The sequence below is a fragment of the Paenimyroides ceti genome, from assembly GCF_030409925.1.
On the sequence record NZ_JAUFQU010000073.1, the window covers coordinates 1 to 12,416 of the forward strand.

10 protein-coding genes and 3 pseudogenes are annotated in these 12,416 nt (G+C 32.1%); 6 read left to right on the plus strand and 7 right to left on the minus strand.

Features of this window, described 5'->3' with window-relative positions; genetic code table 11:
* Positions 1-32 precede the first annotated feature (32 nt).
* On the minus strand, positions 33-2,000 hold the full coding sequence (locus tag QW060_RS24585) for a M4 family metallopeptidase (RefSeq protein ID WP_290363101.1): 1,968 nt from the start codon (positions 1,998-2,000) through the stop codon (positions 33-35).
* 404 nt (positions 2,001-2,404) lie between these two features.
* Here QW060_RS24585 and QW060_RS24590 point away from each other — a divergent pair, with 404 nt between their 5' ends.
* Together QW060_RS24590 and kdsB are read left to right on the plus strand one after the other, a co-directional pair.
* On the plus strand, positions 2,405-3,832 hold the full coding sequence (locus QW060_RS24590) for an ATP-dependent DNA helicase (RefSeq protein WP_290363100.1): 1,428 nt from the start codon (positions 2,405-2,407) through the stop codon (positions 3,830-3,832).
* Positions 3,833-3,843: 11 nt separating this feature from the next.
* On the plus strand, positions 3,844-4,587 hold the full coding sequence (gene kdsB, locus QW060_RS24595; RefSeq protein WP_290363099.1) for a 3-deoxy-manno-octulosonate cytidylyltransferase: 744 nt from the start codon (positions 3,844-3,846) through the stop codon (positions 4,585-4,587).
* 18 nt (positions 4,588-4,605) lie between these two features.
* On the opposite strand, the gene QW060_RS24600 is transcribed toward kdsB, so the two are convergent.
* Positions 4,606-5,679, minus strand: a complete 1,074-nt coding sequence (locus QW060_RS24600) for a baeRF3 domain-containing protein (RefSeq protein ID WP_290363098.1) — start codon at positions 5,677-5,679, stop codon at positions 4,606-4,608.
* Positions 5,680-6,110: 431 nt separating this feature from the next.
* Here QW060_RS24600 and QW060_RS24605 point away from each other — a divergent pair.
* Positions 6,111-6,326: pseudogene (locus tag QW060_RS24605) on the plus strand (YciE/YciF ferroxidase family protein); the annotation flags it as partial.
* 52 nt (positions 6,327-6,378) lie between these two features.
* On the opposite strand, the gene QW060_RS24610 reads toward QW060_RS24605, so the two are convergent.
* Positions 6,379-7,254 carry a helix-turn-helix domain-containing protein gene (locus tag QW060_RS24610; protein ID WP_290363097.1) on the minus strand — a complete coding sequence of 292 codons (876 nt, stop codon included), beginning with the start codon at positions 7,252-7,254 and terminating at the stop codon, positions 6,379-6,381.
* Between the two features lie 566 nt (positions 7,255-7,820).
* Here QW060_RS24610 and QW060_RS24615 point away from each other — a divergent pair.
* Together QW060_RS24615 and QW060_RS24620 are read left to right on the plus strand one after the other, a co-directional pair.
* Positions 7,821-8,990: a hypothetical protein gene (locus tag QW060_RS24615; protein WP_290363096.1), complete on the plus strand. Its 1,170-nt coding sequence runs from the start codon at positions 7,821-7,823 to the stop codon at positions 8,988-8,990.
* A gap of 332 nt (positions 8,991-9,322) precedes the next feature.
* Positions 9,323-9,499, plus strand: coding sequence for a hypothetical protein (locus tag QW060_RS24620; RefSeq protein ID WP_290363095.1), 177 nt, complete (start codon positions 9,323-9,325; stop codon positions 9,497-9,499).
* 191 nt (positions 9,500-9,690) lie between these two features.
* On the opposite strand, the gene QW060_RS24625 is transcribed toward QW060_RS24620, so the two are convergent.
* Both QW060_RS24625 and QW060_RS24630 read right to left on the minus strand, forming a co-directional pair.
* Positions 9,691-10,200 carry a hypothetical protein gene (locus QW060_RS24625; protein ID WP_290365346.1) on the minus strand — a complete coding sequence of 170 codons (510 nt, stop codon included), beginning with the start codon at positions 10,198-10,200 and terminating at the stop codon, positions 9,691-9,693.
* On the minus strand, positions 10,163-10,483 hold the full coding sequence (locus QW060_RS24630; protein WP_290365347.1) for a copper resistance protein NlpE N-terminal domain-containing protein: 321 nt from the start codon (positions 10,481-10,483) through the stop codon (positions 10,163-10,165). Before QW060_RS24630 ends, QW060_RS24625 begins: the two co-directional genes overlap by 38 nt.
* 132 nt (positions 10,484-10,615) lie before the next feature.
* Here QW060_RS24630 and guaA point away from each other — a divergent pair.
* A pseudogene (gene guaA / locus QW060_RS24635) lies at positions 10,616-11,467 on the plus strand (glutamine-hydrolyzing GMP synthase); the annotation flags it as partial.
* 25 nt (positions 11,468-11,492) lie between these two features.
* Here guaA and QW060_RS24640 read toward each other — a convergent pair.
* Positions 11,493-11,828, minus strand: a pseudogene (locus tag QW060_RS24640) (glyoxalase superfamily protein); the annotation flags it as partial.
* 12 nt (positions 11,829-11,840) lie between these two features.
* The gene (locus tag QW060_RS24645) at positions 11,841-12,236 is read right to left on the minus strand and encodes a VOC family protein (RefSeq protein ID WP_290361985.1); all 396 of its coding nucleotides are present in this window, start codon (positions 12,234-12,236) and stop codon (positions 11,841-11,843) included.
* Positions 12,237-12,416: the final 180 nt, after the last annotated feature.

A 12,416-nucleotide genomic window follows, 5' to 3' on the forward strand; every position in this document is an offset into this window, starting at 1 on the left:
CCGGCTTTCAGATAAGTAAATCAATCGAATAATTATTTGATGATTAGTTTTTTAGAAAAAGATTTTCCGTTTACATTGAATTTCAGAAGGTAGATACCTGCCTGTACCTCTGATACATTGATGGTATTTTGTCCTTCTTCCAGACTAACTGAATTTCTTATTTTTTTACCTAAGATATTATAAATTTCAAAAGTAGTAGCTTCAGATAAACCGACATTTATAGTAAAGATTTTATCAATTGTTGGATTTGGATATACAGAAATGTTATTGTTGAATTCATTTTCACTTACAGCTGCACTTCTGTCACCAATACCCACTGCCCACCATGCTTCGCCTACTTGTTTTAATTCATTTGAATTAGCGCCGTATAAATCAGCAGCAGCAATTCTTGATGCATTATAAGCATCGATATATTGTGCGTTTGGAGTCAGCATATTAAGGGTTCTGTAAGCAATTTTTTCTGCTTTTTGTATGCTAATACCAGTTACATTATATTGATTATTAATATCATTGGTTCCTGAACCACCTACGCTAAGTAAATAGAACCAGTGATTTCCTACACCACTATTGATATGCACACCACCATCATCTACCGGTGAGGTTGTTGATGCCCAGTATGTTCCCTTATAGGTGTCTGGCTGTTGCAGCCCATACATTGCACTTCCTGATTTTGGAGCAGACATACTTCTCATATACCCTGGAGATGGTGTAAACACATCTTCACCTACAGTCCAGTTTGGCGATAAATTGGTGTAAAATTCAATAGCTGTTCCAAATATATCAGCAAAACTTTCATTTAATGCACCTGATTCACCCTGATAGGTCAAATCTCCATTATCACTTCTTGAAATTACTAAGTGAGAATATTCATGTCCGGCAACATCTAATCCTACTACCGGAGTCATAAAACCAGCTTCACCGCTTCCATAAACCATTCCTACAATAAAGTCCGGCTGATCGATTGCTCCTGCATTAGAATCTGTACCCATAATTGCTCCTGCATTATAGTAATTTCTTACGATAGCACCATTACCGTCAAAACTGTTTCTGTTGTGTATGTTTTTATAATAATCATACGTTTTACCCATTCCCCAATGAACCTCTACAGCCGGTCTTGCGGAAACTGAGTTAAAAGTAGTTGAAGAACTCGTGTATTCTGAAGTTCCTGTAAAGACTCCATTGTTTATTCCGTTAATGTTTGTTCCGTTTAAGGTATGAATGTTACGTCCGGTATCCTTTAATCGGTATTGTCCGTTGTAACTGTCAACTGTAATCGGCTGTGTATTTCTGTAATATGTAGTTCCTGTTCCCTGTACATCTGCGTGTTTGATTTTACTATATTCATTAATGACAGCACCAGACTGCGCGTCAATATATAATACCATACTTTTAAGTGGAAAGGCAGAAGAAAGGGTTATTTTTTTTATGAAAACCAATTGCGCATTTCCTTCTACAGGTATTTTTGCAATGACATTTTCTACAGCATTGATGGTAGCATTTTCAATACCAAAATGTCTTACTGAAGCTGCAATGGCATCTTCATCAGTAACAGAGGCAGTTGTATTTAATTCTTTAAATTGACTGATTTGTCCGTTTACTACCTGAACGATATTATTTTTTGAATGTACCAGAATGAATTCTCCATCTATTTTATGACCATCAAAAAGATGCTGATAGCTTTGATGATTAATACCTAATGCATCTGTATACTCTTTAACGAGTTCAAAAGTATGCTTAGCATCTAATGAAAACCATTCGTTGAAACTTCCTGTTAATTCGGTGGTAGGAATGGAATAGTTTTCTAACTCTGAGACAAAAGAACCGTATGTATTCAATACTACTACTTTAGGTAGTTTGTTGTCTGAAATTATCTGATGTGTACTGTTGAAATTTCCGGGTAATTTGTTTGCATATAAGGTGTTGGAAAATGTAAAAATCGAAGAAGTACCCAATAAAAATGACAGTACTTCTCTGTTAAATAAAATGTTGTTTCTCTCCATTTTTTCGTCTTTTAATTGAAAATGATTTCCCAAATTTAGAAAAAAGAAAGTTCAATTTGTTGTATTGAGATGTTTTAAGCATTAGTTTAACAGTACTACTCATAACTATTTTATTTAAGATTTAAATGAGTTTTTGATGTTTTTTATTTTGTATTATTTTTTCTATATTGATTTTAATTGTTAAAAAAATAATTCTTATTCAATATTTTAGGAGCCATTATAGACACATTGAGTTTCAGATCAAAATAAAAAAGAGTTTAATCTATTGTTTATGAGTGTTTTATTATTTTTTATCTTAAAAAGACTTACTGTTATTTTAAAGTTTTTAAAACCTTCCACAAATCTTATTCTGATTTAAAAACATCTTATCTTTGATAACTTAATTTATTAAAAGAATTACATTGATGACTCCTTCAGAATTTTATCATTTGGTTAAAAGTAAATTCCCTTTTGAGACTACTTTGAAACAGGATATTTTCTTACAAAAGGTAGTCCAGTTTGTTACAAATGATCAGCAAGATGAAATATTTGTTTTAAAAGGATATGCAGGTACTGGTAAAACGACATTGATTTCTACTCTTATTAATCAGCTTCGTCACATCAATAAAAAATATGTAATGCTGGCACCAACCGGTAGAGCTGCTAAGGTTATTGCTAACTACTCCAGTCAACCGGCATATACCATACACAAGCGTATTTATTATCCTAAAAAAGATAAGAATACTGGAATGGCATTTACCATGCAAGCTAATAAATTTAAAAATACCATTTTTATCGTCGATGAAGCTTCCATGATTTCTGATGTGAGTACAGATACTAATATGTACACTAATGGTTCGTTATTGGATGATTTATTGTATTATGTCTATTCAGGACAAAATTGTAAATTGATTTTAGTAGGAGATACGGCACAGTTACCACCCGTGCATCAGGAAGTAAGTCCGGCGCTCAATACTGATACACTTTCTCTCAATTATCAGATGGAAGTTACTCATATTGAGTTGGATGAAGTAATGCGCCAGGAGTTAGATTCCGGTATCTTATATAATGCTACTGAGTTAAGAGAACTTTTAGATTCTTATTTTTTAGATACTTTTCAGTTTGATGTAAAACCATTTAATGATATCGTTCCTCTGCAGGATGGGTATGAGATACTGGACGCTATTCAGGATGCCTACAGTAACCATGGAGTAGAAGAAACGGTTTTCATAGTTCGTTCCAATAAAAGAGCCAACCAGTACAATCAGCAGATCCGCTATAAAATATTAGATAAAGAAAGTGAAATATCAGTTGGTGATATGGTTATGGTTGTAAAGAATAATTATTTTTGGCTCAAAGACAACCAGACTGTTACCGACTTTATTGCAAATGGAGATATCATGGAAATTCTACAGATTTATAAAATAGTAGAATTATACGGGTTTAGATTTGCTTCGGTAAAAGTCCGTATGATCGATTATCCGGCACTTCAGCCATTTGATACGATTGTATTTCTGAGTACTTTAGAATCGGAATCTGCTTCTCTGTCTTACGACGAAACCAATAAATTGTATCAGGAAGTATTATTGGATTATGAAGATGAGCGAACAGCTTATAAAAAAATGCAAAAAGTAAAAGAAAATGAATATTTTAACGCTTTACAGATTAAATTTGCTTATGCGGTAACCTGTCATAAATCTCAGGGGGGACAGTGGAATACCGTATTTATAGAACAGCCATATTTACCAGATGGCATTTCCAAAGAATATATCCGATGGCTCTACACAGCAATGACACGTGCAAAAGAAAAATTATACCTTATTGGTTTTAAAGATAGTTTTTTTCAGGAATAATATATAGAAACATGAAAGTAATAGCAGTAATACCGGCACGATACGCATCTACGCGTTTTCCTGCTAAACTGATGCAGGATCTTGGTGGTAAAACAGTAATTTTAAGAACCTACGAGGCAGCTCTTGGCACACAATTATTTGATGATGTTTTTGTTGTCACAGATTCTGATCTTATTTTTAATGAGATCGTAAACAATGGAGGTAAAGCTGTAATGAGCATTAAAGAACATGAAAGCGGAAGTGATCGTATTGCTGAAGCCATAGAAAATATTACATGTGATATTGTGATTAATGTTCAGGGCGATGAGCCTTTTATAAACAAGAGTAATATAGAAAGTCTTATTAATATCTTTAATGAAGATAGAAACCATACTGTAGACTTAGCCTCTTTAATGTTTGAAATTTCAGATCAGGCCGCAATAGAAAATCCGAATAATGTAAAAGTAGTCGTAGATCAAAATAATTTTGCACTTTATTTTTCGCGTTCAGTGATACCGTATCCGAGGGATATCAATGTTGGTGTTCGTTATTTTCAACATGTAGGGGTGTATGCTTATCGAAAACAGGCACTTATTGATTTTTCAAATCTGCCGATGAAAACACTTGAAGCTTCAGAAAAACTGGAACAGCTGCGATACCTTGAATTTGGAAAACGAATCAAAATGGCGGAAACAAATCATACGAGCATAGGAATAGATACGCGTGAAGATTTGGAACAGGCCAGGCTATTATTAAAACAAAAAGGTTCGATATAAATCGAACCTTTTTGGTATTTAATAACGGGTTTTGAGCGCTATGTTCCCGAGATTTTTTATTTCATCCTGACTGGTAAATATTGCTTTACCGTTTTTATTGATTACTTCCCATGCAATAGTACTTGTAATATCATCTATCACACCTGTTTCAGAGGCATTTTCTGCGAGATCAAAGGTGCGTTCATCTTTCATTTTTACAGGTTGTGTGAAATTTTGATGGACAATAAGTAAGTCTGCATTTCCATCAAGAGCAGCCTGATAAATTTCCTGAAGATCCGTCAGAACTTCACCTTTTGAAACCGCCTGATTCATTTTTTCAATAAGTTCACTGCGTTCTTTTTTCTGTAAGTCGGTAACAATCTCCCACGCTCCATGACTCAGGTCTTTCTTTGTAAAACTGTTGAAATTCAGGGAAAAATGTCCGGAGTATAAATTAGGCCGGTCGGCAACCAATTTTAAAGTATTGAAATTATCATGTGTGGTCGCAACAACACATCTGAGATTAGAAGATCCAATTTCAGCAATAACGGCTTTATCAACAATATTAAAAAACTCCTTTACAAGATGTTCATTACTGTTCGCTTTTTTGTTTAAATGGATAAGGTTGTACTTTTCTTCATTAAACGGGAAATCATCTGTTTCTATTTCTCGTATGAGTACATCATTATTCGCTAAATATAAATGCACATTCTTTTGTGTAAGAAACAGAATATAGTATTCTTCTTCACGATTATAGTTTTTGATAAGAGAGCGTATGGCGAATGTCTCATCAATGAGTACCCCCTCATTCGTTACCGGCCAGTTTGATCGGATAATTTCAAGGGTATCATTGGAAATAAAAATATGAATACTTTCAATATTTTTATCGACTTCAAAACCACTTTTTACTTTCTCTAAGTTTGACAAAAGAGAAGCGATTTCTTTTTTGTTAAATTCAGATTCAAGTCTTTGTTCAGCTTCTTTTATATAGTTTTTTAATCGGATTTCATCCTGAAGATTATCAGGAATCGTTCTGTGTGTATTAAAAGAAATAGTTACACATGCTTTGTTTTTCTCCTTTGCTAATTTTAATAACTGTTCTTTAATTGCCATATAATAGATTTTAAATGTTAATAAATTTTTTAAGCATTTTTAACACTTAAATATAATCATTTGAAAGTTAACGATCAATTATATAACAGGCTTTTGCATTTCTTTAGCATTTAAAAAGGGTTATGCTTTACAAGCATATATTACGTGAAATGTTCTTCTTTATCAATAGCTTTGGTTGTATTGAATAAATACTTTCGAATATTCAAATGTCAATTGATAGGTCAGAATGCTCTTTCAGTAATTATAAACAAATTTGATGAAGTATTTAGTCAAATTAAAACAGGCTCAAAAAGTTGCATTTCTATTGGTTAGGATTGGTTAATAGATTTTGTACCATAATACTAACGAAATAGGTTGTTTATAATCGAAGAGGTAATCGGATGTTTCATTTTATTTATGAAACTTAGTTTAAAAATAGTACTGATACAGGACCGGTAAGAAATGCGGTAATCATTTCAGCGTCTCAAAAAAGTAAGCATTATGAAATTGCCTTCTTTGGTACTTTGGCTGACTTTGCAAAAACATTAGGAGAAACCAAAGTAGCCAAGCTTCTTGTGGAAACTCTGAATGAAGAAAAAGAGGCTGACGAAACTCTATCTAAATCAGCTTATAATAATATCAATTTTAAAGCTTCAAAAGAAGATTAAGAAGCATTACAGAAAAAGAAATACCGCAATCATAGCGGTATTTTTTATGATATCAATTGAGAGCTTTTTCAATTATCGACTGATTCCTTATTTCTTTTGGAGTCTTACCAGTATGCTTTTTAATAAAATGCCCAAAATTTCCTTCGTCATTAAAATCCAATTCGAATGATATTTCGCCGATGCTCACCTTTGAATGTTTTAAAAGCCTGATGCTTTCTTGTAATAAACGTTCAGTTATTATTTGTTTAGGAGTTTTACCTAAAACTTGCTCAGTCATTTCAGTTAATCTTCTGGGTGTTATATTTAATTTATCAGCATAATACTTCACAATTTTGTGTTGTTTGTAATTGGTGTGAAGCATAACACGGAATCTGTTAACGATGTCAATATTTTCAAAGTTACCGCGAGTAGCTTCAAGACTGTTATCTCCAATATTTAAAAAGCCATCCAAAATCAAAGCTTCAATAGTATTGTGTGCAATAGAATTATATAGTCCGCTATCTTTATCCTGATACAGTTCAAGTCGTTCAATAGCAAATCTTTTTATATCATGTTCGGTTGTCCGGGTAGGAGATATGAAAATATCTTCTGTGAGATTGTAAAATAATTCTGAGTTAAGAAACATGCTGTCTTTAGCTGACCTTTCATAAAATGAAGCAGAAAATGCAATTAAATAAGTGTTTTCTTCTTCAGTGTTTTCCTGATAGGTAATATTATTATGCGGACCAATATACACTATATTCGGACCTTTTATTTCATATTCTATTCCTTCAACAGTAATGATTGCATAATCAAAAACAATATAAATGCAATAATAGTCAAGTGTATTAAAATTTCTTTTACCTCCATTAAAGCTAATGATTTTTTTGAGTGTATTAATACTAAACCCATTTGTCTTCAATTGCTCTGTAAGTTGAAAATTTATCATAATAATATTTTAAAAGAAAATTATTGAATCAATATTATTATATACGATATAATAATTCTAATGGATTGAAATTGTTTGCAGTAAAGATAAATAAATAAGTATAGTATAAAAGTTATAGTATTATTAAACGCAACAAAATTTCATAACAGTCTTTTCTCTTAATTCAAAATATTGAATTTATCAGTTAATTGTTCCTGGATTATCCGATTCATGAATGAAAAAAACAATATCAGTTTAATATAAATTGTTTTGAATGGTTAAAGCTGACTGAGGATATTTATATCTTTGTAAGATACACATGGAATAGTTATTGGTTTTGCTGTATCATAACTAAAATACCACAGCCAGTGTACAACATTTTGAATTTTATTTAATAAAAGATTAAATTGATGTCATTATAAACAGAACATCAAAACGAAAGTCATAACGAAATGTAAAAAATAAGTAACAACGGGAGTAATCATATAAATTGAAATAAAAGGAGTTAAATAAAAATTTTGTAACGTTTATAAGAAACAAAAACCAAATACCGTAAATAAAAAGTACATATCATCATAAATTAAAAAATGAGCGTAAAAACATTATTATTCATTTGTTTTTTATCAATCCAGTCATTATTTGCTCAGAAAGCAAAAGTAGTAGTACTTGGAGTTGGTCATTCTTCGCAGCTGATTAACTATAATCAGCAACCAGCAGCCATAAGAGCATTTATAAATAAAGTAAATCCATCGGCAATTTGCATTGAAAGATCCCCGGAAGAATTTTCAAAAAATAATTTTTATGAATTCACGTATGAACAGCAATATTTAATAGTGCCGTATGCAAAAGCAAACAAAATCCCCTTACATCCTATTGATTGGTTGCCTACAGAACAAGATTTAGATCTCAGTTTTGGAATAAAAGATTTGGAAGTTCCTAAATTAACAAGACAAAAAACGGGATTTCTTGGTTTTACTACTTTCACAGAAAAAGAAGATTTTGAAGATGGATTATATTTTGCAGATGGTAAAAATTACAGAGACAGTATTGCTGCCTGGTATACAAATCATCCTGAAAAAACGGCATTTGATTTTCCAAGACGATTATTCCTGTATCGGACTTATCTTCAATCGAAGAGAATACAAAAAGTGCTCGAAAATCATAGAAAATCAGATACTGTATTAGTAGTAATCGGAGCTTTTCATAAAGATGACATTGAGAAAAATTTAAAAGAAAACGGATATGAAATTATCCAACCCAATACTTTTGGAGTTGTAACTGATGAAGAAATAAGAAATCATTTTATGAAAGAAGATGCTTATGCTATTCTGTCGTTTAATCTGTTAGGCAGGCAAGAGCAACTTCAAAGAGTAAATAATAAGCTTATAGAATATGCTTTTGAATATTTACAAGATGATACTTCTATTGAAAAACAGTTTTTTGCGATAAAAAACTCTTTACTTACCAATACTATTACATCTAAAGAAAGTATTGATCAATATCTATCGCTTTTGACAAAAGTAAAAGAAGAGAAATTTACGTGGACGGGTGTAAAAGATTTCTCTCGCATAGATTCCTATTTCGACCCTTTTGGAAACATGAATTTAAAGCAGCGAATCAGACTTGAATTGGCAAGAGAATACCGGAAATTATCTAAAGAGAAAGAATTTAAGCAACAAATAAGTAGTGTTTTAGATGGATTAGATGAGTATAAAACCACAATGCTGAAGCTATACATTGAAAAATATCTGCTATAATCAGAATAAAAAATTATGAGTACAAACCATCGAGTTAGGCAGCTAACGTTTATAAAAAGAGTATAGTAAGTAGCAATACAATGCTTTGGAGTATAAATCCAATATGAAGTATTTTATGGTAAATGTAGGATAATAGAGGTATTTTATATATCTCTATTTTTTTGAAATCAACCGATTTATTATTAAAGATGTGAGAACTAATATAGTAACTATTAGAGATTATAAGAATTAAAGTATAAAAATCTTAAAATGTTTTTATTTTAAATAAATAATATTAATTTGCCATATTATTAAACAAAAAGCAGATATAAATATTAAACTACTACTCTAAAATGATAATTATTACATTAATCATAATTTTGTTAATCATTGGTTTTCAGATTACTAATACTGGTATGGAAAAAATAAAACCTCCGCGCTACAAACTCATCGGATACATATATTTAGCAATTGGCATTCTTTTGATGTCTTCGTCAATTACCTTAATGATTACCAATTTTATATTTTAACCGGAATCTAATCAATAATAAATAAAGTATAAAAATCAGGAAGATAACCATAACCGTTATTTACATACAACCCACCAGGTGTGAAGTAGTTTATAACGGTTTGTTATAAATGATATTTTTCATTAGGTACAACTATAGTATTGACATATTAATTAAATATCAATGCAAAATTTTTTAAAATTTAGCGTACACTATTGTTGATAACTTCTGTTATTAATGGATTTATAGCTGCCCTGCATACTTTCCTGTGGATGCTCTTTGCATAAGATAAAGGGTTGACTTGCAGATATATCTTTATAGTATAAATGAGCGGCATGTTTGGTAAATAATATTTTTATTTGTCCTTTTAAAGAATCATTAAGCGTTTGTAAATCTGTTTCAAGATTGTTTTCTTTATTGAGTTTTGCTTTGAACTCATATGAACAGTTCAGCAGACTATCCTGTTTAATTTGGTGCTCGAAACTAATGTTGAATTGCTGCTTAGCTATATTATTTATGACAAGTTTTTTGTATTCACCGAGGGTATCACCGATAATATAGGTGCCGATTATATTTTTTACATCAAAAGGATGTGCTTTAGTCAGTATATAATCTTTTGCCAGTTTACCTTCCACCTCTTTAAAATCAGAACCTACGCGAAGAATTACATTGCCGGATTTGATCTTATAAAATAATTTTTTCACGGTCAAATGTCGTTTCAAAAATAGAGTCTTTAAGTTTCCACGTTCCGATTTTTGTTTCCGGTAATTGCTCTCTGCCCTGATAATAGGCAGTTCTCGATATGGTACTGTCACGGTATATGTGCACTATTGTTTCAATTCCGGGACAATCAGGACAGGGAATAGTACCTTCATAAGCATTGTTAAAAATGGTATCCAGTAAAGCTGGTTGAATAAATACAGGCGTTTTATCTTTGCTTTTCAAAGAGCACGAAGTCAAAATGATGCCACCTGTGATTGCTAAAACGCTATATTTTAATTTCATAGTAAGTGTAAATTAATAATTCTTTGTTTTAAAGAGTGCATCAAAAATAATTCCAATTTAAAGGTTGCGCAACTTTAATAATTTAAAATTTAAAATTATTTTTAATTTTTTAAGATTTGATTACTTTTGCATATGCAACACAATGTACTTATTTTAGATTTCGGATCGCAATACACACAACTTATTGCGCGTAGAGTTCGCGAATTAAATATCTTTTGCGAAATCTTACCTTACAACCAGATACCGGAAGATTTATCTTCTTTTAAAGCGGTCATTTTATCGGGTAGTCCTTTTTCAGTTCGCTCTGAAGATGCCCTTCACCCGGATTTGTCTAATATCAAAGGAAAACTGCCTTTATTAGCGGTTTGCTATGGTGCCCAATATCTCGCTCACTTCAATGGAGGTGAGGTAGCACCTTCAGACACGCGTGAATATGGCAGAGCTAATCTTGCTTTTATAAAACAAGACGAAGTTTTCTTTCAAAACATTCCTGCTAACAGTCAGGTATGGATGAGCCATTCAGATACTATTAAATCATTACCTGTAAATGGTGTGAAATTAGCGAGCACAAAAGATGTAGAAAATGCAGCTTACAGAATTGAAGGAGAAGATACGTATGCGATTCAATTTCATCCGGAAGTATATCATTCAACAGATGGTGCCCAATTGTTGAAAAACTTTTTAGTTCACATTGCTCATGTAAATCAGGATTTTACGCCTAATGCTTTTGTTGAAGAAACAGTAGCAGACTTACAGGATAAATTGAAAAATGACAAAGTTGTTCTTGGTTTATCAGGAGGGGTTGATTCAACTGTAGCAGCTGTACTTTTGCATAAAGCTATCGGACAGAATTTGTACTGTATTTTTGTAAACAACGGATTATTGCGTAAAAACGAGTTTGAGAATGTTTTAGCTCAATATCACGGAATGGGATTAAATGTGAAAGGAGTAGATGCTTCTGAACGCTTTTTATCTGAATTGGCTCTTTTCCTGTAAAAATAATTTTATTTCCAAACGGGTCAATCACTTCAACAAGATAAAGTTTAGAATCCCAAAAGGCCTTTTGAATACCGGGCTTGTTATACTTATAGTCTTTTTGAAGCAATGCGGCATGATATTTTATTAATGAAGGTACATTTTCAATATGTATTTTAGCGCCTGGTGAGCAATCGCCATGGTGCTCCGACAAATGTATTTCTACACCCTGCCCCTGAATTCTGAGATAAAGCGGAAAATTTTCACCAAAACGGTGTTCCCCCACAACTTCAAATCCAAGCCAGCCACAGTAAAAATCGATCGCTTTCTGATGATCAAAAATTCTAAAAACCGGTTTTATGGTTTGCATATCTTTTCCTTTTTATCCGACAGCTGTACAGATTTCAATGAGAAATCCGTCGATATCTCTTATATAAGCAACTGTTTGTCCCCATGGTTTTTGTTTTGGTTCTTCCACAATCTGTGCTCCATACTGCAATGCCTGTTGTATCGTTTCTGCTACTGCATCAGTTACAAATCCCAATTCGATTGCAAAAGGCTTTTGTTCTAAACTACTTTCTGTAAAGCCTTGTTTCAGATTGCCGGATGCAAGTGTTATAGACGCAAATGCAATCGACGTATTTCCGGTAAACAACTCTCCATAATCCTTATCAGGAGTTATAAATTTTCTTTCAAAACCAAAGGCTTTTTCATAAAAAACAATCGATTTTTCTACATCGGCTACATATAGAATGGTATAGGCAAATTGTATTTTCATAAGTATTTTTTTAAATGATTTATGCTATTCTATTTCGGGACCATGAAACTACTTTTACACCTTTCGAGTACTGCATACTATGAATATTATTTTCTTCTAATACCATATTTCCCAAATCATATCGGACGTTTATTTTTTGAGGCTGCAATTGACGGAGTTCCCATTCTTTGTGGTGAATTT

Bases quoted from the DNA above. Each gene is read 5' to 3' on its own strand.
- QW060_RS24585 (WP_290363101.1), bottom strand. From the start codon at position 2,000: ATGGAGAGAAACAACATTTTATTTAACAGAGAAGTACTGTCATTTTTA.
- QW060_RS24590 (WP_290363100.1), top strand. From the start codon at position 2,405: ATGACTCCTTCAGAATTTTATCATTTGGTTAAAAGTAAATTCCCTTTT.
- kdsB (WP_290363099.1), top strand. From the start codon at position 3,844: ATGAAAGTAATAGCAGTAATACCGGCACGATACGCATCTACGCGTTTT.
- QW060_RS24600 (WP_290363098.1), bottom strand. From the start codon at position 5,679: ATGGCAATTAAAGAACAGTTATTAAAATTAGCAAAGGAGAAAAACAAA.
- QW060_RS24610 (WP_290363097.1), bottom strand. From the start codon at position 7,254: ATGATAAATTTTCAACTTACAGAGCAATTGAAGACAAATGGGTTTAGT.
- QW060_RS24615 (WP_290363096.1), top strand. From the start codon at position 7,821: ATGAGCGTAAAAACATTATTATTCATTTGTTTTTTATCAATCCAGTCA.
- QW060_RS24620 (WP_290363095.1), top strand. From the start codon at position 9,323: ATGATAATTATTACATTAATCATAATTTTGTTAATCATTGGTTTTCAG.
- QW060_RS24630 (WP_290365347.1), bottom strand. From the start codon at position 10,483: ATGAAATTAAAATATAGCGTTTTAGCAATCACAGGTGGCATCATTTTG.
- QW060_RS24645 (WP_290361985.1), bottom strand. From the start codon at position 12,236: ATGAAAATACAATTTGCCTATACCATTCTATATGTAGCCGATGTAGAA.